Origin of the sequence: Mesorhizobium sp. B2-6-2 (assembly GCF_006440615.1) — a bacterium.
Taxonomy (GTDB): domain Bacteria; phylum Pseudomonadota; class Alphaproteobacteria; order Rhizobiales; family Rhizobiaceae; genus Mesorhizobium.
In genome coordinates, this window is record NZ_VFUG01000001.1 from 839,799 (window position 1) to 861,291 (window position 21,493).

Sequence of the window (21,493 nt, forward strand, 5' to 3'; positions counted from 1 at the left end):
TGACGTTTTCGTTGACTTCATGGCCGAAAACCATGATAAGCCGCAAAGGCCGCCGCATTGGCGGCTTTTTTGATTTCCGGTTCCGGAGACGCATATAATGAGCGGTTCGGCGCTTTACGAGACCTTTGCTCGCGCACCCCTGGCTTTCGACCGCGGGGAGGGGACCTGGCTGGTCACCGACAAGGGCGAGCGATATCTCGACTTCGCGGGCGGCATTGCGGTGAATTCGCTGGGCCACGGCCATCCGCATCTGGTCGCGGCGCTCACCGAGCAGGCTGCCAAGCTGTGGCACGTCTCCAACCTCTATGAGATCCCGGAACAGCGCCGGCTGGGCGAGCGGCTGACTGAGGCGACCTTTGCAGACAAGGTGTTCTTCACCAATTCCGGTGCCGAGGCGCTGGAATGCGCCATCAAGACGGCCAGGCGCTATCAATTCGTCAAGGGCCGTCCCGAGCGTTTCCGCATCATCACCTTCGAGGGTGCCTTTCACGGCCGCACGCTGGCGACGATCGCCGCCGGCGGCCAGTACAAATATCTCGAAGGCTTCGGCCCGAAGGTCGAGGGATTCGACCAGGTGGCTTTCGACGACATCGACGCCGCTGAAAAGGCGATCACGCCGGAGACCGCGGCGATCCTGATCGAGCCGGTTCAAGGCGAGGGCGGCATACGCCCGGTGCCGACGCAATCGCTGAAGCGGTTGCGGCAACTCTGCGACAAGCACGGCCTGCTTTTGATCTTCGACGAGGTCCAGTGCGGCATCGGTCGCACCGGCAAGCTGTTCGCGCATGAATGGTCAGGCGTCACGCCCGATCTGATGGCGATCGCCAAGGGCATCGGCGGCGGCTTCCCGATGGGCGCCTGCCTTGCCACCGACGAGGCGGCGACCGGCATGACGGCCGGCGTGCACGGCACCACCTTCGGCGGCAATCCGCTCGCGATGGCCGTCGGCAACGCCGTGCTCGACGTGGTGCTGGCCGACGGCTTCCTTGAGGACGTGCAGCGCAAGGCGCTGCTTCTGAAGCAGAGCCTTGCGGCGGTGGCCGATGAATTCCCCGACGTCATCGAGGGCATCAGGGGAACCGGCCTTATGCTCGGCCTGAAATGCGCCATGCCCAACGCCAAGGTGAACATGGCGCTGCGCGACCAGCACCTGCTTGCCGTGCCGGCGGGCGACAACGTCATCCGCCTCCTGCCGCCGCTCACCGTTACCGACGAGGAGATCGGCGATGCGCTGGAGCGCATTCGCGGCGGCGCCAAGGGCCTGACCGACGCGATTGCCGCCGAAGCCGCCAAATAATTTCTGGAACCTGCCGATGAGTGTTCGCCACTTCACCGATCTGTCCGCCGTTTCCGCGGGCGACCTGCGCATCATGCTGGACGACGCGGTGGCGCGAAAGACCAGGCTCAAGGCGGGTGAGCGTTCAAAACCGCTCGATGGCAAGGTGCTGGCCATGATCTTCGACAAGCCATCGACGCGCACGCGCGTGTCCTTCGATGTCGGCATGCGCCAGCTCGGCGGCGAGACCATCATGTTGACCGGCACCGAGATGCAGCTCGGCCGTTCGGAGACGATCGCCGACACGGCGAAAGTGCTGTCGCGCTATGTCGACGCCATCATGATCCGCACCACCTCGCACGACCGGCTGCTGGAGCTCACCGAGAACGCCACCGTTCCGGTCATCAACGGGCTGACCGACGACACGCATCCCTGCCAGCTCATGGCCGACATCATGACCTTTGAGGAGCATCGCGGTCCGGTGTCCGGCAAGACTTTCGCCTGGACCGGCGACGGCAACAATGTGCTGCATTCGCTCCTGGAGGCCTCGGCGCGCTTTAGCTTCAACCTCAATGTCGCGGTGCCGGAAGGCAGCGAGCCTTTCGAGAAATATGTCGACTGGTCGAAGGCCAATGGCGGCAAGGTTCGGTTTTCCAGGTCCGCCGAGGAAGCCGTCGACAAGGCCGACTGCGTCGTCACCGACAGCTGGGTCTCCATGGGCCAGGAGCATCGCGCCCGCGGCCACAACGTCTTCCTGCCCTATCAGGTCAATGCGGCGCTGATGGCAAAGGCCAAGCCCGATGCATTGTTCATGCACTGCCTGCCGGCGCATCGCGGCGAGGAGGTCACCGATGAGGTGATCGACGGGCCGCATTCGGTGGTCTTCGACGAGGCCGAGAACCGGCTGCACGCCCAGAAGGCTGTGCTGGCCTGGTGTCTGGGCGCGTGAGAAGGGCTGGACCTGACCGCTTCCGGCCCGATCGGGCTCAACTTGATCTGGGGACATGTGATGCCTATTTGCGGGCCATCACGTAAATTGAACGCGCTTCGACGCATGCGGCTCACCGGGCGGCATGGCTGCGCCCCGGAGTACTGTCATGTTGGAAACCCAGACCTTGGCTGAGCATAAACCCCAACTCGGTGAATTCGGCTTCGCCGGCGACGATCATGTCGTGCCTTATGAGGTCGCGCCGCTCGATGTGCGTGGCCGCACCGTGCAGCTCGGGCCGATGCTCGATGCCATTTTGAGCCGCCACGATTACCCCGAGCCGGTCGCCCGCCTGCTGGCGGAAGCCTGCGTGCTCACCGTGCTGCTCGGCACTTCGCTGAAGTTCGAAGGCAAGTTCATTCTGCAGACCCGCACCGACGGTCCGGTCGACATGCTGGTGGCCGATTTCACCACGCCGCATGCGCTGCGCGCCTATGCGCGCTTCGATGCCGACCGGCTGCAGGCGCTGACCGCCGCCGGCGAGACCTCGCAGCAGACGCTGCTCGGCGACGGCGTCTTGGCCTTGACGATCGACCAGGGCGCGCATACGCAGCGCTACCAAGGCATCGTCCAGCTCGACGGCACCTCGCTCGAGGACGCCGCGCGCACCTATTTCCGGCAGTCGGAGCAGATCCCGACCGATATCAAGATGTCGGTCGCCAAGCTGGTCACGCCCGGCCCGGCCGGCGCGCGCGAGCAGTGGCGCGCCGGCGGCATCCTGGCGCAATTCCTGCCGCAATCGCCGGAGCGCATGCGCGTTCCCGATATTTCCGGCGGCGACGGCGATCCGCGTGACGTCGCGGACCAGCCGGCCGACAATTCCTGGCAGGAGTTGCTGGCGCTGCTCGGCACCATCGAGCCGACCGAGCTGATCGACCCGACGGTGGGCGCCGAGCGATTGCTCTACCGGCTGTTCCACGAACACGGCGTGCGCGTTTTCCGCGGCGTCCCTGTCGCCGACCAGTGCTCCTGCTCGCGCGACAAGATCCGCGGCATTCTCGAAGGCTTTTCGGCTGAGGAGATCAAGGAATCGACCGAAGAGGGCGGCATCCATGTCGCCTGCGAGTTCTGCTCGACCCAGTACGACTTCGACCCGGCCGAATTCGCGAAGGAGTGACGCCCTGTTCCTTCTCCCCGTTCCACAGGGAGAAGATGCCCGAAGGGCGGATGAGGGGCGGCGCCAACGTTGGCGATCATAGCGACACGCTGGCGACGCGGTCTTCCGCCTCAAGGAAAATCTCAGAAGCCCGGCGCTGCCCCTCATTGCCCTGCCGGGCATTTCTCCCCGTAAAACGGGGAGAAAGAGGCTGTCGCCGACGCCTAATTCACCGTGCGCCTTGTCCCCGGCATATCGAGCGAGAAAGCCGGAATGGCGATATCGAACGTCTCGCCGCGGCCGTTGCGCATCGTGTAGTGGCCGACCATGATGCCTGATGGCGTCGAGAGCGGGCAGCCCGAGGTGTACTGATAGCTGTCGCCGGGATTGAGTTCCGGCTGGTCGCCGACGACGCCGGCGCCGCGCACCTCCTCGACCCTGCCCTGACCGTCGGTGATGTGCCAGTAGCGCGACACAAGCTGCACGAACTCGTCGGAGCGGTTGTCGATCGTCACCTGATAGCCCCAGACATAGCGGTTCTCGGACGGATCTGAGCGGTCCTCCAGATAAAAGGGCCTGACCAGCACTTCGATGTTGCGCGTCACTGCGCGATACATGGGCCACTCCGGTTGCCGCCGCGGAAAATATGTCACGCTCCGCTCTTGATGAACGCAGCGCCGACGATCCTGTCAGCCTTGTAAGCGCAGGTGCCGAAAAACAATGTCATTTAAGTGACACATGACAATGTTGGTGTGCACAAACCATGCCGGGCGACTCGGACGCTCTGTAACAGTTGAAACGGCCGCGTGCGGCCTAAAGCAATTCCAGGAAAGCGCGAGCGGTTAGGCTCGGTGCCTTCGCCGTAGCCTTCCGTCCGGAATTGCGTGAAAACAAGGAGATGGAGTGGGTCGCCGTTTCCGTGAAACGGTGAAACTCTCTATCGGGAGTGACCAGATCTCGATGGAACTGACTATCGCAGCCGGCCTGGCTTCGTCAGCGCTTCTTTCCTTCAATCTCGCCAGCATCCTGCTCGCCTCGACGCGGCTGAAGCGGCGGCATGTCATCGCGCCGCCCCCCAGCGCGCGGCCGCCGGTCTCCATCATCGTGCCGTCGCGTGGCGTCGAGCCGTTCACGCCGGAGACCTTGCAGCGCGCCTTCTCTCTCGATTGGCCGCGCTACGAGCTGATCTTCTGCGTCGCGCATGCCGAAGATCCGGTGGTCAAGCTGATCGATGCGGCGATCGCGCGCCACCCCAATATTCCTGCGCGGCTGCTGATCGGCGACGATCGGGTCAGCGCCAACCCCAAGCTCAACAACTGCGTCAAGGGCTGGCAGACGGCGCGACACGATTGGGTGATCCTCGCCGATTCCAACGTGCTGATGCCGAGAGACTATGTCCAGCACCTGATGGCGGCATGGCGGCCGGATACCGGCCTCGTCTGCTCGACGCCGATCGGCTCGCGGCCGGACGGGTTTTGGGCCGAAGTCGAATGCGCCTTCCTCAACACGCTGCAGGCGCGCTGGCAGTATGCCGGCGAGGCGCTTGGCCTTGGCTTCGCCCAGGGCAAGAGCATGCTGTGGAACAAGCCGATGCTCGACGCCAATGGCGGCATCCAGGCCTTGGCCGCTGAGATCGCCGAGGACGCCGCGGCCACCAAGCTGGTCAACGGCCTGGGGCTCAACGTCAACCTCGTCGCCTCGCCATTCGAGCAGCCGCTTGGACTGCGCAGCTTCGCCGAGATCTGGTCGCGCCAAGCGCGCTGGGCGCGGCTGCGCCGGGTGACTTTTCCGCTGTTCTTCGCGCCGGAGATCCTGACTGGCGCTGCGGTGCCGCTGCTGCTGGCGCTGATCGCCGCGGCAAGCGCCGGCGTCAGCCTGCCCACGACGGCCTTGGGCGTGCTGGCGATCGCCTACCTGCCGGAATGCCTGCTGGCCTTTGCGAAGGGCTGGTACCTGTCGCCGCGCAGCGTCACCTCGATGATCGTGCGCGATGCCCTGCTGCCGGCCATCTGGGCGCGCGCCTGGTTCGGCGGCGCCGTCGAATGGCGCGGCAACGCCATGACCATCCGCACCAAGGCGATGACCGAGCTGGAGGAGCTCGCCTAGAGCAATTCCAGGAAAAGTGTGAAACGGTTTTCCGTCCGGAATTGCGGCTCTGGAAGGCTCCGGCCGCGGCGTTCTCAGCCTTCTATTTTTGCTGCCTTCAGCGCCTGTTCGACGTCTTCCAGCAGATCGTCGGTGTCCTCCAGGCCAACGGAGAGCCTCAGCGTGCCTGGCCCGATGCCGAGTTCGGCGCGCGCCTCGTCGCTCAGGTTCTTGTGTGTCGTCGTCGCCGGATGGGTGATCAGGCTCTTGGCGTCACCGAGATTGTTCGAGATCAGCACGATGTCGAGCGCGTTCTGGAAGGCAAAGGCCGCCTGCTTGCCGCCCTTGACGTCCAGGCAGATCAGCGTCGAGCCTCCCGACATCTGCTTCTTGACGATATCCGCTTGCGGATGATCGGCGCGGCCCGGATAGATGACACGGGCGATCTCCGGTCGGCCGGCAAGGAAGCCGGCGATCTTGCCGGCGCTCTCGGTCTGCTGGCGCACGCGCAGCGGCAGCGTCTCAAGACCTTTGAGCAGCGTCCAGGCGTTGAAGGGCGACAGGCTGGGACCGGTGTGGCGGAAATAGTCGTGCAGGTTCTCGTCGATCCACTTCTTGTCCGACAGGATGACGCCGCCGAGGCAGCGGCCCTGGCCGTCTATATGCTTGGTCGCCGAATAGACGACGATATGGGCGCCGAGCTGCAGGGGCTTCTGCTGCAGCGGCGTGGCGAAGACATTGTCGACGATCAGCCTGGCGCCGATCGAATTGGCGAGCTTGGCGACCGCGGCGATATCGACCACCTCCAGCGTCGGGTTGGTCGGGCTTTCCAGGAAGAACAGCTTGGTGTTCGGCCTTGTCGCCTTTTCCCAATTGGCGATGTCGGTGCCGTCGACTAGTGTCGCCTCGATGCCGTAGCGCGGCGCCAGCGTCTCGACCACCCAGCGGCAGGAGCCGAACAGGGCGCGCGCCGCCACGATATGATCTCCGGCCTTGGCGCTGCAGAGCAGCGCGGCGGTTACTGCGGCCATGCCGGAAGCGGTGGCGCGGGCATCCTCGGCGCCTTCCAGCGCGCACATGCGCTTTTCGAACATGTCGACGGTCGGATTGGCGTAACGCGAATAGATGAAGCCCGGCTCCTCACCCTTGAAGCGGGCTTCCGCCGCTTGCGCCGTCTCGTAGACATAGCCTTGGGTGAGATACATCGCCTCCGATGTCTCGCCGAAGCCGGAACGCAATGTTCCGCCATGCACGAGTGCCGTCTGAGGTTTCCAGTTGCGCTTCTTGGTGCTCATAGCCCTGCTTTCAGACACAAAAAAACCGGCCGCGAAGTCGCAACCGGTCCATATAGCCTTGCGGCTCGACGGCCCTTTAGCGACTTGTTTAACGTGGCTGCAAGCCGACCGGCCAAATCACCACGGGATAACGACCCTTTAGACCCGCGCCGCGCTTGCGTCAATTGCCGGCTTCATTAAGAGGGTTGTACCAGCCGGGCGGCAAGAGCCTGCTTAGATCCTCGCCCGGCCTTGTGAACGGAGCCAGCCTTTGCGGCGAACAGGCATTCTTCCGGATCAGGACATCGCAGCGCTGTTCGAGGCGAAGGCGCTGAAGTCGCCGCGCGCGCTGGACGCCGACCAGATCCAGCCGGCCAGCCTCGATCTCAGGCTCGGCGACAAAGCGTTTCGCGTGCGTGCCTCGTTCCTGCCGGGTCCGGATCATCGGGTCGTCGACAAGCTCGAGCGGCTGAAGCTGCACGAGATCAGCCTTGCCGAGGGCGCGGTGCTGGAAACCGGCTGCGTCTATATCGTGCCGCTGCTCGAGAGCCTGGCGCTGCCGGCGAACGTATCCGCCTCGGCCAATCCGAAGAGCTCGACCGGCCGCCTCGACATCTTCACGCGCCTCATGACCGATCGTGGCCACGAGTTCGACAAGATCGCCGCGGGCTATCGCGGGCCGCTCTATCTCGAGGTCAGCCCGCGCACCTTCCCGATCGTCGTTCGGGCCGGCTCGCGGCTGTCGCAGATCCGCTTCCGCACCGGCAACGCGGTGCTCTCGGAGAGCGAGCTGCGTGACCTTCACCGCGCCGAGATGCTGGTCGCCACCGAGCCGCCCAATATTTCAGGCGGCGGCATCGCGCTCTCCATCGATCTCGACGGCGACAAGGACGGCCTTGTCGGCTACCGCGGCAAGCACCACACCGGCCTGGTCGACGTCGACAAGCGTGCCGCGCAGGATGTCGTCGATTTCTGGGAGCCGATCTACAAGAGCGGTGCCGGCGAACTGGTGCTCGATCCGGACGAATTCTACATCCTGGTCAGCCGAGAAGCTGTGCATGTGCCGCCGCTCTATGCCGCCGAGATGACGCCCTTCGACCCACTGGTCGGCGAGTTCCGCGTCCATTATGCCGGCTTCTTCGATCCGGGCTTCGGCCACTCCGCCGCCGGCGGCAGCGGCAGCCGCGCCGTGCTCGAGGTGCGCAGCCACGAGGTGCCTTTTATCCTCGACCACGGCCAGATCGTCGGCCGTCTCGTCTACGAGCATATGCTGAAGCGCCCGCAGGCGCTTTACGGCACCGAACTCGGCTCGAACTATCAGGCGCAGGGCCTGAAGCTCTCCAAGCATTTTCGGGCAGCGCGTTGAGGCCGAAGCTGCCAATCTCCCCCTCGTGGGGGAGATGCCCGGCAGGGCAGAGGGGGGCGCGAAGGATCGCGGCCTTCGCGTTTGAGGCGAATGAAGGTTTCCGAAGTCTGAGCTTGAATAGTTGAGACGCCGGCGGGACAGCGCCCTCCTCTGGCCTGCCGGCCATCTCCCCCACGAGGGGGGAGATCACGCTGTCATCGACGCTCTCACAGCGCCTTCACCGCCACCTTGACCGGCTTCTCGATCTCCAGCGGATTGCGCAGCGGCAGGCCGAAATCCTGCGCCTCGATTTCGAAAGTATCGCCGGCCTCGGTCCTGATGCCATCGGCGAAGGACAACGTCGCGGTGCCGAACATATGCACATGCACGTCGCCCGGCTGGCGGAAGGCCGAATATTTGAAATGGTGGTGCTCGAGATTGGCGATGGTGTGCGACATGTTAGCTTCGCCCGACAGGAACGGCTTTTCCCAGAGCAGCTTGCCGTCGCGCCAGATGCGCGATGCGCCGCGGATGTCGGCCGGCAGGTCGCCGATCAGGATTTCGGGGCCGAACGAGGCGTTGCGCAGCTTGGAATGGGCGAGGAACAGATAGTTCACCCGCTCGGTCACGTGATCGGAGAACTCGTTCGACAGCGTGAAGCCGACGCGGAACGGCGCGCCGTCATCGCCGATGACATAGATGCCGGCGATCTCCGGCTCCTCGCCGCCATCCTGCGCGAAGGCCGGCGACATCAGCGGCGCGCCGGGGGCCACCGCCATCGTGCCGTTGCCCTTGTAGAACCATTCCGGCTGCACGCCGACCTGTCCCTTGGCGGGCTTGCCGCCTTCGAGCCCCATGCGAAACATCTTCATGGAATCGGTGAGCTGTTCTTCGCCGTCATTGAGCTTCTTGTGCATGGAATCGCGCGTTGCCGCGGAACCGAGATGCGTCAGCCCCGTGCCGGTGAGATGCAGATGCGCGGGATCGGGATGGTTGATCGGCGAGACCAGCCTGCCCCTCTTGTAGGCGGCGTCGAGATCGACCGTCTCGCCATAGCCCTTGCGCTCGATCAGCGCTTCGAGCCCTGTGCCGGTCCGCGCGGCCTCCATCGCCAGCGAATAGACGCTGCGCGCGCCGTTGATGACCCTGGTCTTGCCGCCGCCATTGCGGGCGACGACGCGGATCGTCTCGGCGTCGTCGAGGATCTGGGAGATCAGCATGTTTGAACCCTCTCTCATCTTGCCTGGCTGCTCGCGGGCAAACCTTGACCGGCGCGGCGCGGAGAAATCCGCGCCACGGTTGAAATTCTTCGTCCGGATTGCGCTCGCGAGCCCCGGTCCTTGCCTGGACTTCCTGGCGCCGACGGGTTGCCGGCAGCTCCGCGATCTGAAACCCGTATGCCTCCTTAAGTCCGCTTCAGGTCTTCAGGCCTTGTTCTTGTTGTAGACGTCGAAGATGACGGCGCCGAGCAGCACCAGGCCCTTCACCACCTGCTGCCAGTCGACATTGACGCCCATGATCGACATGCCGTTGTTCATCACGCCCATGATGAAGCCGCCGACGACGGCGCCGATCACCTGTCCGACGCCGCCCATTGCCGAGGCGCCGCCGATGAAGACGGCCGCGATGACGTCAAGCTCGCTGCCGAGACCTGCCGCCGGCACGGCCTGGCCGAGGCGCGCCGCGATGATCAGGCCGCCCAGCGCCGACAGCACGCCCATGTTGATGAAAACCATCAGCGTCAGCCTTTCGGTGTTGATGCCCGAAAGCTGTGCGGCCTTGGCGTTGCCGCCCATGGCGTAGATGCGGCGGCCGATGGTCATGCGCTTGGTGACGAAGACGAACAGCGAGATCAGCACGCCCATCACCAGCAGCACGACCGGCAGGCCCCTGTAACTCGCGAACTGGAAGACCAGGAACAGGGCCAGCGCGCTGCCAACCAGCGTCTTGACGACGAACAGCGGGAAGGGCTCCGCCTCATAGCCATGCCGCTCGCGCTTGCGCCGCGTCCTGAAGCCGAAATAGGCGTAGGCGAGCACCGCGACGAGGCCGAGCACGACCGTCGTCATATGCAGCGTCAGTCCGCTGCCGACGATCGTCTTGCCGGCGGCATTGACCGTCGGCGGGACCAGCGTCAGCGGGCCGATCACATCCGGGATGAAGCCGGAGCTCAGCGCCTTGAAGCTGTCGGGCAACGGGCCGACCGAGGAGCCGCCCCCGAGCAGCGCCTGGCAGATGCCGCGGAAGATCAGCATGCCCGCCAATGTCACGATGAAGCTCGGTATCTTGTGATAGGCGATCCAGTAGCCTTGCGCCGCGCCGATCAGGGCGCCGACGAATAGGCAGACGATCGAGACCACCAGCGGATTCGAGAATATCCCGAGCGGCCAGATCACCATCATCATCGCCGCCAGCGCGCCGATGAAGCCGGCGACCGAGCCGACGCTGAGGTCGATATAGCCGGAGACGATCACCAGGAGCATGCCGAGCGCCATCACGATGATGAACGAGTTCTGCTGCACCAGGTTGCTGAGGTTGACCGGTTTGAACAGCGTTCCCGACGTCGTGTACTGGAAGAACAGCATGATGACGATCAGCGCGATGATCAGGCCGTATTCGCGCAGGTTCGTCGTCAGCGCCGAGACGGCGACGCGCGGACCCTGCTGCTTGACGTCCTCGGCGAGGCCGCTTTGCGGCGCGGGAGCGCTTTCTGTGCTCATGATGCTTTTCCTTCTCCGCGAACGATGGCGCGCATGATTTTTTCCTGGCTTGCGTCGCTTGCAGCCATTTCGCCGACTATACGCCCTTCGTTCATCACATAGATACGGTCGGAGATACCGAGCAGTTCGGGCATTTCCGACGAGATGACGATGATCGCTTTGCCCTCGGCGGCAAGGCGCGCGATGATCGTATAGATTTCGTACTTCGCGCCGACGTCAATGCCGCGGGTCGGCTCGTCGAGGATCAAAACCTCCGGATCGGCGAACAGCCATTTCGACAGCACGACTTTCTGCTGGTTGCCGCCCGAGAGGTTGCCGGTCAGCTGGTAGACGCTGGAGGCGCGGATGTTGGTCTTCTTGCGGTAGTCGTTGGCGACGCTCATCTCGCGCATGTCGTCAATGACGCCGCGGCTGGAAACGCCGGACAGGTTGGCCAAGGTCACGTTGTGCTTGATGTGGTCGATGAGGTTGAGGCCGTAGGTCTTGCGGTCCTCGGTGACATACGCGATGCCGCTCGCCACCGCCTTGCTCACCGATGAGAGGTCGATGGGCTTGCCGCGCAGCGACACCTCTCCGGTGATGTGCCGGCCGTAGGAGCGTCCGAAAAGGCTCATCGCGAATTCGGTCCGGCCGGCGCCCATCAGCCCGGCGATGCCGACAACTTCGCCCCTGCGCACATTGAGGTTGATGTTCTTGATCACCTGACGGTCGGCATGGATCGGGTGGTAGACCGACCAGTCCTTCACCTCGAAGATGACCTCGCCGATCTTCGGCTCGCGCGGCGGGTAACGGTCGTCGAGCGAGCGGCCCACCATCGAGGTGATGATGCGGTCTTCCGAGATGTCCTTCCTCGGCAAGGTCTCGATGGTGCGTCCGTCGCGGATCACCGTCACCTTGTCGGCGACGCGGTTCACCTCGTTGAGCTTGTGCGAGATCAGGATCGAGGTCATGCCCTGGCGCTTGAACTCGAGCAGAAGGTCGAGCAGCGCCTGGCTGTCCTTCTCGCTGAGCGAGGCCGTCGGCTCGTCGAGGATCAGGAGCTTCACTTCCTTGCTCAGCGCCTTGGCGATCTCGACCAGCTGCTGCTTGCCGACGCCGATATTGGTGATCAGCGTCTTGGGGTCTTCCTTGAGCCCGACCTTCTTGAGCAGGGCGCCGGTACGCATCTCGTTGGCGTCCCAGTCGATGACGCCGTAGGTGGCGTGCTCGTTGCCAAGGAAGATGTTTTCCGCGATCGACAGCATCGGCACCAGGGCAAGCTCCTGGTGGATGATGACGATACCGATATGCTCGCTGTCGTGAATGCCTTTGAAATTGCATTCCTGGCCGCGGAAGATGATCTGGCCCTCATAGGTGCCGGATGGATAGACGCCCGACAGCACCTTCATCAGTGTCGACTTGCCGGCGCCGTTCTCGCCGACGACGGCGTGGATCTCACCCTCCTCGACGCTGAGATTGACGTTCGACAACGCCTTCACGCCGGGGAACGTCTTGGTGATGTCGCGCATCTCCAAAATCGTCGAGGCCATCAGGATCTGCTCCCTGGCGCAGGCCTTCCACTCGCGGAAAGCGTCTTGCGCGAAATCAACATGTCGCAGTTTCGCTCATGCCGTGGCGGCATATGGCGCTGCGGTAGCCGGCAAAAACAATACCGGGGTCGCTTGCGAACGAAAAGGGGCCCTGCGTCGCGCAGGACCCCTTCCTTTGAGACCGGATTACTTCAGGTCTTCAGCCTTGATGTAGCCGGAGTCGACGACCAGTTCCTTGTAGTTCGACTTGTCGACCTCATGCGGCGTCAACAGGATCGAGGGAACGACCTTGACGTCGTTGTTGTAGGTCTTGGTGTCGAGGCCGTCCGGCTTGCCGCCGGAGAGCACCTTGTCGACCAGCTGCACGGTGGCCTTGGCCAGCTCGCGGGTGTCCTTGAACACGGTCGAGTACTGCTCGCCCGAGATGATCAGCTTGACCGAGGCGGTCTCGGCGTCCTGGCCGGTCACGATCGGCCAGGGCTGGGCCTCCGTGCCGTAGCCGACGGCGCGCAGCGAGGCGGTGATGCCGCGCGACAGGCCGTCATAGGGAGACAGAACGCCGTCGACGCGGCTGCCGTCCGAGTAGTTGGCCGAGAGCAGGTTGTCCATGCGCGCCTGGGCGGTGGCGGCGAGCCAGCGCAAGGTGCCGACCTTGTCCATGCCCATCTGGCCGGACTTGATTTTGATCGAGCCGTCGTCGATCAGCGGCTGCAAGACCGACATGGCGCCGTTGTAGAAGAAGAAGGCGTTGTTGTCGTCCGGCGAGCCGCCGAACAGCTCCACGTTCCACGGCTTGGTGTTCGGGAAGCGCTCCTTGAGGCCCTTGACCAGCGAGTTCGCCTGGATCACGCCGACGCCGAAATTGTCGAAGGTGGTGTAGTAGTCGACATTCGGAGTCTTCTTGATCAGGCGGTCATAGGCGATGGTGACGACGCCGGCATCATTGGCCTTCTGCAGCGCGTCGGCCATGGTGGTGCCGTCGATCGAAGCGATGATCAGCGCCTTCGGGCCTTTGGTGATTTCGTTTTCCAGCTGGCTGAGCTGGTTCGGGATGTCGTCCTGTGCATATTGCAGGTCGACGGTATAGCCGAGCGCTTCGAGCTGGGACTTGACGGCGTCACCGTCGTTGATCCAGCGCTGCGAGGTCTTGGTCGGCATCAGCACGCCGACGAGACCCTTGTCGGCGGCGTGCGCCGAATAGGTCGTGGCGGCAATGCCAAGGGCCGCGATGGCGGCCAGCGTCTTGATGATCTTCACGATTACTCTCCCTGGTTGATGGACGCGACACCTCGGGGCTTCGCGGGCCGCGCAGTCGAACAGGTGCGCTGGCGCGCCACTGTCGGCTTTATCGATCTCCGGTATCCTCCCAATCGGCCCCGCGGCGCAGTTTCAATCGATACGATTTCGCTCGTCGCCGACCCCTGCGCATCGGAACGCGCGGAGGGTGGGTCGCTTTGACATAACTGTCAAATGCGATCTTTGCTGGTTGCTATATCAAGACTGGTATGGCTTAAGCGATCGATAGAAACCCGCACAGGAGACCGAAAACCATGGCGGCGTTGCGCGATCCCGATGCGATTTCAGGCGGTTACGAGAAATTGCCGGGAGATGGCGAGACGTTGCTGCGCAGCGGCCTCAGTCTCCGCCACATGCGCATGATCGCCGCCTTGGACGATCACGGGCGGGTGAGCGCCGCCGCCCAGGTCATGAACATCTCTCAGCCGGCCGCTTCGCGCATGATCGCCGAGATGGAAGCGGTGCTCGACGTGAAGTTGTGCGAGCGGCTGCCGCGCGGCGTGACGCTGACACCTTACGGCCAGGCGCTCGCCCGGCGCGCCCGCTCCATCCTGTTGGAGATGCGGGAGGTCGATCGTGAGATTTCCGAGCTCAAGTCCGGCAAGGGCGGCTCCGTATTCCTCGGCGCCGTGACGGCGCCCGCGATCGAGCTGGCCGTGCCGGCGATCCGTGAGATCCGCCGCATCTATCCGCGCATCGAGATCACCATGCAGGTCGAGACCTCGAACGTGCTCGCCCGCGAGCTGATTGCCTCGCGCCACGACTTCATCATCGCCCGCATCCCGGACGATCTCAATCCGCGGCTCTTCGAATCGCGCGTCATCGGCGTCGAGAAGGCCTGCCTCATCGTGCGCCGCGGCCACCCGCTGGCGAGCGGCAAGATGGTGCGGCTGGAAGACACCGCGGCCTATGACTGGGTGTTCCAGTCTGGCGGCTCGCCGCTGCGCCAGGCGATGGAAAGCAACTTTTTGAACCGCGACATTCCGCTGCCCGACCGCATCCTCAACACCTCTTCGCTGCTGCTCACCTTGGTGATGGTGGCGCAGTCCGACGCCATCGCGCCGGTCTCGATCCAAGTCGCCAAGTTCATCCAGGGCGGCGATGGGCTGGCCGGCGCCATCGATGTCGTGCAGACCGAGTTCGACATCGAGGTCCGGCCTTACAGCCTGATCACGGTCAGGAACCGCGCGCTCTCGCCCGCCGCCAAGATGCTGCACGACTTCATTTTGCGCGAGGTGGGCTAATGGAACGAGAATGCTACTTGCACGTTCAAACCGATCGGCCGCTCCCTGAAGCTCGTTGCGGGTGAGGAAGGGCTGCCGTGCCCAACAGCTCGGGAGGTTTTTATGGAACGTCGGTTGTTTCTCACCGGAATGCTTGGCGTTGCGGGGGCGGCAGCGCTTGCAAGCCTGGCCGGACCCAGCAAGGCCGTTGCCGGTATTCCCGCCAGCAACGGAATTCTGGATGAATTGGACAAGCCGGATCCGGCCATCTACGAGGAGGATGACCAGGCCGATCTGCTGCAGCCAGCCCAGTACTACCGCCGTCGGTATTACCGTGATCGGTACTACCGCCGCCGTCGGCGCCACGTTTGGAGAAGGGTCTGCCGCCGTTACTGGCGCCATGGCCGGCGCCATGTCCGCTGCTGGCGTCGCCGCGTCTGGATCGGCTTCCGGCTTTAGCGTCGCCAATCCAACGCTCCTCCGGATGGGTCTTGCGCCGCAGCGCAAGACCCCATGCTGGGAGTTAGCCCAAGGCCTCAGATGCTGCCGGCTCCGCTTCGCGACAGGTCTCGGCTTTGCCCGATCAGCAGGGGGTACAAACAGGGGCGTTAGTAAATCTTGCTCGGTCGTCTGATAGCCTTGTTGATCATTCGGCTGAGCGTCATGGGGTATTTCCGCTGCATGAAGTGCTCATAGGCCTCCACCCATTTGCCATGCCGCTCGGGAGCAATCTGCGACGGTGGCCTCTCGTCAACGAAAAGTGACGCGATCTTCTGGAGGCGGGAATGAAACGCGTGCAGATCTACCCCTGAAAGCTTTGGCTTGCGAGCCACTACGGCGCTGTCACGCCAAAAGTTTTCAGGGTTTGCGGCTGCAATCTTGTCGGTCTCAAAGTAGCTTTCCACTAGTTCCATGCCGGTCATGGAGCAAAGAGCGCCCCACGAATCCGGATAGAACCGCCAGCAGTCATACGGGTATCGGTGCACGTGGCCTGCCCCCGGCGCGATGATGAGCGCCAGACCGCCTGGCTTCGTCACGCGCGCGATTTCTGCGAATGTGACCCAAAAGAACGGGTTGTGCTCAAAGGTAGATGCCGACAGGCAAAGATCGAAAGAGCAATCTGCGATTTCGGACCAGACGAAGGTGTTCGCTGGAACGATGTCCACGTTGTTGCCCGGCTCGATATCGAGGCCAGTGTAAGCAAATCTGGGATGGGCGAATAGCGGCCGATAAGTATTTTGGGCATCGTAGGATTTTGAGCCGATTTCCAGCACGCGCACGCCAGTTTCAGCGAACTCGTCTCCATAGGTTTGCAAAAATATCTCGGCTTTTACGAATGACGTCTCGTGCATTGAAATCTGACCCGCGTTGATTGGTCGATAACGTGACCTGATCGACCAGTACAGTTCCCCTGACCACCTGGAGCAGCCGAATTATGCGGGCAGTGCCATCAAGGTATCCAGGATGCTGCGTCGCTTGAGCTCAAGCAACTGCTGACGGCGCGCTGGCGCCATGTCAATGTCGGTCGTGAAGCGGCTTTCATGAAGCCAGCTGTCAATTCGCTCGAAAAGCGCCTCGTCCATCGCTACGCTGGCAGCGACCGAGATCCGTTCATAGTCGGCGGCACACAGATCTTCATTGCTGAGTGCCCGGTACAGACAGTGCCAATTCAGCCCCCCGGTATCGAACCCGTCGAGCCAATCCCTGCCGAAGTTGAGCCGATCTGTCGGCAATCGACCTAAGTTGAAAAAAGCAAAGCCTGGCCACAGGTACCAGCGCTCATCTGGAGTTTTTCGAACCAATCCCGCGACGGCGGCTCGATCCAGCATGCGGAAAGGGTTTGTCATTGCCGTGGGGAAAATATCGTGATCCAGAAAACCGACCATGGAAGGCCGGTTCGCGAGAACGATGTTCCTCCAGGCCCAATTCAGGGCATAGCCGTGCGATTTGCCCCCGTCCTGCTCTCGACTTGTCCAAGGGTTGGCCAGCGCTGCCACAAAAGCAACACCGGCCGCTGCACAGATGTCGCGAATGGCGTCCCTTGCGGCCAGGTTGGTTGAGTTGTCGGCAACAACCTGGAGGGCGTCGGGCACATTTCTCGCGATCAACTTCGTCTGCCACTCGATCACCTGGGGGTCGTTGAAACTGATCGTAATCAGGACTTTTCGGCCATGGATGCGAGGAAGCGGCACTGGGCCCGCGTGCCTGGCCAGCGCCATGCGCTCTCGAACTTGGTAGCGGGCATGATTCTTGCGGTCGACCAACGGTCGACATCTGAACCATTCGCGGACATTATATTTCGACAGGGCGCGCGGCATGCTTCGCTTTTATACTTCCGCGCAACAACCGCAAGCTGCTCCCAAGCGGCTCAGAATTATCGCCGCGAGATGGAGCGGGTAGCGGGAATCGAACCCGCGCGTTCAGCTTGGGAAGCTGACAAGCTACCATTACATCATACCCGCGTCGGCCACCTCGTTAACATGAGGCCCGGGCTGCAAGCAATCGGCAAAGCAGTCCTGATGCCTCTGCACGATGGGCGATCAACACCTTGATGCCGGCAGTTCGACACGCACCCGCGCACCCCGCCCTGAACCGTCCAGGATCCTGACCGTGCCGCCGTGCAGCTCGGCGATCTGGCGGGCGAGGTTGAGCCCGAGGCCCGCCCCGCGCGATTGCGGCTGCAGGCGGTAGAAGGGCTGGAACACATTCTCCCGCTCTGCCGCGGGAATACCCGGACCCTCGTCGCGCACCTCGATGCCGCCGCTTTCGTCGATCGCGACAGTGATGATGCCTGAGCCGCCGCCATGGTCGATGGCGTTGCGCACCAGGTTCGCCAGGGCGCGCTCGATCTGCGAGCCGTTCACCTCGACATGGATCTCGCCGGCCGGCGGCTCGAAGGCAAGGTCGTAGCCGGCCTCTATCGCCAGCGGCGCGAGGTCGGCGGCGACCCGGCGGCCGAGCTCGGTCAGGTTGACAATCCGACGCTCGTCGCCAGGGCGCTCCAGCATCTGATGGTCGAGCAATTGCTGGGCAAGATGCGACAGCCTCTCGATATCCTGCAGCAGGCGTTCGCTCTGTGGCTCCTTGGTCAGGAGCTCGGCTCGCGTGCGCAGGATGGCGATCGGCGTGCGCAATTCATGCGCGGCATCGGTCAGGAAGCGGTTGTGCTGGTCGTAGCCATGGGCCAGGCGCGCCAGCGTCTGGTTGAAGGCGTGGACCAGCGGCGCGATCTCCTGCGGCACGCGCTGCACAGACAACTGCATGCCGCGCGTGTTGATGTCGATGCGAGCGGCCTGGTCTGCCGTGTCGACCAGGCCGGCGAAGGATCTGCGTACCACGGCGGGCGTCGTCACCAGCGTGGTCAGCCCCATGACCAGAATGATGGGTAGGACCAGGATCAGGACGATCAGCGACAGCGCCGGCAAAGCGCGCTGCCAGTTGCGGCTGCCGTCGGGATTGCGCGCCACGTCCACGTTCGCCGAGATGTTCACTTCCAGGCCGTCGGTCTGTTCCCGCGACGAGCGCGTCGCGGTGATGATCTGCACCGGCCCCGCCTTGGTCGTAATGTTCTCGACATAAGCTTCGGGCCGCAGATCATCGCGATTGAGGTTGAGGGTGGCACGCTCGACCGAGTCCAGCAGAAGGCCGGGTGTGCCGGCATAAATATCCGGCACGGCGCCGGAGCGGATGCTCTGCCCGGTCTTGTCGCGGATGACATACCAAACATGCGGAAAGCTCTCGCGGAATTGCTCGAGTTCTGCCGTCTCGCGCACCACCAGCCGGCCGTTGGCGTCGCGGTCGACGGCACCCTTCAGCGCCGCGACGGAGGCCTCATTGTCGACCAGCGGCGTCGGGTTGGCGATCCAGAGCGCTGCGGCGCAGAGCGCGATGAAGATGGCCAGCATAGCTGCCTGCAGCAGGATCAGCCGCCGCACCAGCACCCATTGCAGCGAACGTGGCCGCCGCTGCCTCACGGCAAGGCCCTGAGCAGATAGCCGATATTGCGGATGGCGCGGATCTCCACGCCGGCGGCGACGTCTTCCAGCTTGCGGCGCAGCCTGGAGATATGCGCGTCGAGGGCATTTGAACCGATCTCGTCATCCAGCGCGTAGACCGCCTCCTCCAAAGCCCGGCGCATGATCGCCCGGCCCGGTCGCCTGATCAGCGTTTCCAGCACCAGGCGTTCGCGCCGGGGCAATTCGAGCGCCTCGTCATCCACCAGCGCCTCGCGATCGCGGAAGTCGTAGGCGAGGCGGCCGACCTCGATACGCTCGGCGCGCAAGGTGAATTGCCGCCGGTGCAGCGCGCGCAGTCGCGCCACCAGTTCCTCGGTCGCGAAGGGCTTCACCATATAGTCGTCGGCGCCGGCATTCAGCCCGGCGACGCGGTCGTCGATGCCGGCCATGGCGGTCAGCGCGATCACCGGCGTGTCGACATTCATGGCGCGCAGGCGCGGGATGAGGTCGAGGCCCTCGCCATCGGGCAGGCGGCGGCCGAGCACGATCGCATCGTGCGTCCCGATCTTCGCCATGATCTCGGCATCGGCCAGCGTCGCGGTCCGGTCGACGACGAAATCCTGCCGCTCCAGCGCGGTCTTCAGCACCGACGCCATTTCCGGCTCGTCCTCGATCAGCAGGATACGCATTCTTCATCTCCGCCGGTGGAACAGCATGCAGCCGTCCTGGTCGGCCCGGTAGAGCTTCGACCGCTACGCGGCAAGAGCCAGTCCGCCGCTTGTGATGGTCTCATTCGCATTCCAACTTCGGCTTTCGGAAATTGGTGATGAACCAGCGACCGCCGGACGAACGGGCGTAGAATGTGTAGAAACACTCCTGGCGCTCGATATAGCCGGGCGTCTCGGTCACCTCATATTCGCTGCCGTGCTTGGTGCGGCGCACCTCGCCGCTCGATGAGCCGGAGACCGCATTGGTGGAGATCTTGCGCCACTGATAGGCGCGCTCGCCCTGGCCGAGCTCGACGACCGCGGTCGGCGGGCCGTAGTCGAGGACGACGGATTCGAGAGGCTGTCCGACGTAGTTCTTCATGACGTCGGAAGCGCAGGCGGACAGGCAGACAAGCGCCGCCGCAAACAAGCTTTTCAGGGCCAGCCTGTGGCCCCTGGTTGACATGAACATGGTCCGGTTCCCTGGGATAGGCCCTTGCGAGCTAGGCCTTGAAAATTGCATCGACATTACGCGGACAGTCATCAAGGTGGAGAAAGGCAATTTCCCGCGGTGGAGATCGGCGGGGTCGGGCCGCCACGGAAAACTGCTCTCCGGCATTCCAGGCGCTAGAGCGTTTCACCGTTTCATGGAAACGGCGAACCGCCCTAGCTCTTTGTTTTTGCGCAATTCCGAACGGAAAACCGCACACACTTTTCCTGGAATTGCTCTAGAAGCGGTAGTTGATGCCGGCCTTCAGTTCCTGGCTGCCTATACTTGTCTTCGCTTTACCGATCGCCGATCTCGTTTCCACATCGGGCGTGCGGATATAGTCATATTCAACCTTGGCGGAGAGGCCGCCGGCAAAGGCTTGCTCGACGCCTGCACCCACCAGATAGCCGAGCTTGCGGCTGTCGGTGTCGCGCACGCCGCCTGCCTTGTCGAATGTGGTCATGGCGACACCGGCGGTGCCGAAAACCAGCGTCTGGTCGAAGGCGAGACCGGCCTTGGCCTTCGCGGCGGCGCGCCATTTCTCCTTGATCTTGCCGCCTTGGACATTGTGTTCGGCGCCGCCGAGATAGGAACCTTCGAGCTCGGCGCCGAACACGGCCGGGCCCGACTGGATATTATAGCCGGCCTGCACGCCGCCGCTCCAGCCATTCCGGCCGGCGAACGGATTGGGCATCTTGGTGAAGGCCGTTCCGCCATGGACACCGACATAGGCGCCGCTCCATTGGAAGGCGGGCGGATCGTTATAGGCGGGCGAGAGGTCGGCGGCCATTGCCGTCCCGCTGAGACAGGCGGCAAAAGCCGCGGTAAGGGCGATTTTGGTTCGATAAGACACGTTCCACTCCAAACGCATATGCGCAGGGCAACACCATGCGCGGATTGACCTGTGAAGCAGGCTCCTGGGATCGCCGCTCCGGTTCGCTTGTCTCTCGCGGGCAAAATAAAGCCGTGCCGCAAGGCAGGCGCCTTGCGGTCCGAACTTCCGTTGCGACACATTGCTCGAAAGACCAGCGCTATCTGTCAGGCGAAAATTGCATGCACATTGCGCGGGCCAGCAAAATGAAGATTTTTCTTTTTATTTTCAGCAATTTGCAGCGTTTCTGTTTACGCAAAATTAGGTTTTCGAGGCGGTGCAGGTCGGCAGCCGGGCCGCTTGATGGCGGACAAGCGAATGCGTATTTCTGGGCCACGCCGCCGAATCGGGCGGCTCGAACCGGAGAATGGCCTTGTCCGCACTGACGCGCTTTCTTGGCGACACGCCGCTCAGGGTGTTCCTGAAGCTGCTCGTGGTCTCCTTCCTCGTCGGCCTCGTCATGCATGCCTTCGGCTGGTCGCCGATGGACGTCTTCTACGGCATCCGCCAGTTCTTCGTCGATTTGTGGAATCTCGGCTTCCACGCCATCGACCGCTTCCTGGGCTATATCTTGCTCGGCGCCGCTATCGTCGTGCCGGTGTTCGTGCTGCTGAGGATCGCCAGCTACAGGAAGTAG

The 21,493-nt window shown here is 63.3% G+C and carries 20 protein-coding genes, 1 tRNA gene and 1 riboswitch; of the genes, 8 read left to right on the forward strand and 13 right to left on the reverse strand.

Features of this window, described 5'->3' with window-relative positions; genetic code table 11:
* Positions 1-97 precede the first annotated feature (97 nt).
* The 3 genes from FJ419_RS04135 to FJ419_RS04145 all read left to right on the forward strand — a co-directional run bounded on the left by FJ419_RS04135 (position 98) and on the right by FJ419_RS04145 (position 3,381).
* The gene (locus FJ419_RS04135; RefSeq protein WP_140687792.1) at positions 98-1,297 is read left to right on the forward strand and encodes an aspartate aminotransferase family protein; all 1,200 of its coding nucleotides are present in this window, start codon (positions 98-100) and stop codon (positions 1,295-1,297) included.
* Positions 1,298-1,313: 16 nt separating this feature from the next.
* Complete coding sequence (argF, locus tag FJ419_RS04140; RefSeq protein ID WP_140629548.1) at positions 1,314-2,225, forward strand: ornithine carbamoyltransferase; 912 nt, start codon at positions 1,314-1,316, stop codon at positions 2,223-2,225.
* A gap of 124 nt (positions 2,226-2,349) precedes the next feature.
* Positions 2,350-3,381, forward strand: coding sequence for an Hsp33 family molecular chaperone (locus FJ419_RS04145; RefSeq protein ID WP_140687794.1), 1,032 nt, complete (start codon positions 2,350-2,352; stop codon positions 3,379-3,381).
* A 203-nt stretch (positions 3,382-3,584) separates the two neighbouring features.
* Here FJ419_RS04145 and apaG read toward each other — a convergent pair whose 3' ends face one another.
* A complete protein-coding gene (gene apaG, locus FJ419_RS04150) occupies positions 3,585-3,977 on the reverse strand; it encodes a Co2+/Mg2+ efflux protein ApaG (protein ID WP_095765893.1) in 393 nt (130 codons plus the stop codon).
* A gap of 343 nt (positions 3,978-4,320) precedes the next feature.
* On the opposite strand from apaG, the gene FJ419_RS04155 reads away from it, so the two are divergent.
* A complete protein-coding gene (locus FJ419_RS04155) occupies positions 4,321-5,466 on the forward strand; it encodes a ceramide glucosyltransferase (RefSeq protein ID WP_140687796.1) in 1,146 nt (381 codons plus the stop codon).
* A gap of 74 nt (positions 5,467-5,540) precedes the next feature.
* Here FJ419_RS04155 and FJ419_RS04160 read toward each other — a convergent pair whose 3' ends face one another.
* On the reverse strand, positions 5,541-6,740 hold the full coding sequence (locus FJ419_RS04160) for an O-succinylhomoserine sulfhydrylase (RefSeq protein WP_140687798.1): 1,200 nt from the start codon (positions 6,738-6,740) through the stop codon (positions 5,541-5,543).
* Positions 6,741-6,796: 56 nt separating this feature from the next.
* Positions 6,797-6,874, reverse strand: a riboswitch (SAM riboswitch).
* A gap of 116 nt (positions 6,875-6,990) precedes the next feature.
* Here FJ419_RS04160 and FJ419_RS04165 point away from each other — a divergent pair.
* Positions 6,991-8,085 (forward strand): 2'-deoxycytidine 5'-triphosphate deaminase, encoded by a 1,095-nt coding sequence (locus FJ419_RS04165; protein ID WP_140687800.1) that lies wholly within the window; start codon positions 6,991-6,993, stop codon positions 8,083-8,085.
* A 206-nt stretch (positions 8,086-8,291) separates the two neighbouring features.
* On the opposite strand, the gene araD1 is transcribed toward FJ419_RS04165, so the two are convergent.
* From araD1 to chvE, 4 genes are all read right to left on the reverse strand, one after another.
* Positions 8,292-9,284 carry an AraD1 family protein gene (gene araD1, locus FJ419_RS04175; RefSeq protein ID WP_140687801.1) on the reverse strand — a complete coding sequence of 331 codons (993 nt, stop codon included), beginning with the start codon at positions 9,282-9,284 and terminating at the stop codon, positions 8,292-8,294.
* A gap of 204 nt (positions 9,285-9,488) precedes the next feature.
* Positions 9,489-10,784: a multiple monosaccharide ABC transporter permease gene (gene mmsB, locus FJ419_RS04180; protein ID WP_140687804.1), complete on the reverse strand. Its 1,296-nt coding sequence runs from the start codon at positions 10,782-10,784 to the stop codon at positions 9,489-9,491.
* Positions 10,781-12,313, reverse strand: coding sequence for a multiple monosaccharide ABC transporter ATP-binding protein (gene mmsA / locus FJ419_RS04185; RefSeq protein ID WP_140687807.1), 1,533 nt, complete (start codon positions 12,311-12,313; stop codon positions 10,781-10,783). The genes mmsB and mmsA overlap by 4 nt, the downstream gene beginning before the upstream one ends.
* Before the next feature lie 186 nt (positions 12,314-12,499).
* Positions 12,500-13,570 (reverse strand): multiple monosaccharide ABC transporter substrate-binding protein, encoded by a 1,071-nt coding sequence (gene chvE / locus FJ419_RS04190; protein WP_140629562.1) that lies wholly within the window; start codon positions 13,568-13,570, stop codon positions 12,500-12,502.
* 293 nt (positions 13,571-13,863) lie between these two features.
* On the opposite strand from chvE, the gene FJ419_RS04195 reads away from it, so the two are divergent.
* A complete protein-coding gene (locus tag FJ419_RS04195) occupies positions 13,864-14,853 on the forward strand; it encodes a LysR family transcriptional regulator (RefSeq protein ID WP_140687809.1) in 990 nt (329 codons plus the stop codon).
* A 102-nt stretch (positions 14,854-14,955) separates the two neighbouring features.
* A complete protein-coding gene (locus FJ419_RS04200; protein WP_140687811.1) occupies positions 14,956-15,291 on the forward strand; it encodes a protamine-2 (modular protein) in 336 nt (111 codons plus the stop codon).
* Positions 15,292-15,440: 149 nt separating this feature from the next.
* On the opposite strand, the gene FJ419_RS04205 is transcribed toward FJ419_RS04200, so the two are convergent.
* From FJ419_RS04205 to FJ419_RS04235, 7 genes are all read right to left on the reverse strand, one after another.
* Complete coding sequence (locus FJ419_RS04205; protein WP_140687813.1) at positions 15,441-16,184, reverse strand: methyltransferase domain-containing protein; 744 nt, start codon at positions 16,182-16,184, stop codon at positions 15,441-15,443.
* 81 nt (positions 16,185-16,265) lie between these two features.
* Complete coding sequence (locus tag FJ419_RS04210; protein ID WP_181170591.1) at positions 16,266-17,150, reverse strand: hypothetical protein; 885 nt, start codon at positions 17,148-17,150, stop codon at positions 16,266-16,268.
* A 70-nt stretch (positions 17,151-17,220) separates the two neighbouring features.
* Positions 17,221-17,294: transfer RNA gene (locus tag FJ419_RS04215), tRNA-Gly, on the reverse strand.
* Between the two features lie 78 nt (positions 17,295-17,372).
* Positions 17,373-18,806 (reverse strand): HAMP domain-containing sensor histidine kinase, encoded by a 1,434-nt coding sequence (locus FJ419_RS04220; RefSeq protein ID WP_140687817.1) that lies wholly within the window; start codon positions 18,804-18,806, stop codon positions 17,373-17,375.
* Positions 18,803-19,477 (reverse strand): response regulator transcription factor, encoded by a 675-nt coding sequence (locus FJ419_RS04225; protein ID WP_140687819.1) that lies wholly within the window; start codon positions 19,475-19,477, stop codon positions 18,803-18,805. Before FJ419_RS04225 ends, FJ419_RS04220 begins: the two co-directional genes overlap by 4 nt.
* A 100-nt stretch (positions 19,478-19,577) precedes the next feature.
* A complete protein-coding gene (locus FJ419_RS04230; protein WP_181170616.1) occupies positions 19,578-19,961 on the reverse strand; it encodes a hypothetical protein in 384 nt (127 codons plus the stop codon).
* A 262-nt stretch (positions 19,962-20,223) separates the two neighbouring features.
* On the reverse strand, positions 20,224-20,838 hold the full coding sequence (locus FJ419_RS04235; RefSeq protein ID WP_140687823.1) for an outer membrane protein: 615 nt from the start codon (positions 20,836-20,838) through the stop codon (positions 20,224-20,226).
* Positions 20,839-21,223: 385 nt separating this feature from the next.
* Between FJ419_RS04235 and FJ419_RS04240 the strand changes: the two genes are divergently transcribed.
* Positions 21,224-21,493 carry a DUF6460 domain-containing protein gene (locus tag FJ419_RS04240; RefSeq protein ID WP_181170592.1) on the forward strand — a complete coding sequence of 90 codons (270 nt, stop codon included), beginning with the start codon at positions 21,224-21,226 and terminating at the stop codon, positions 21,491-21,493.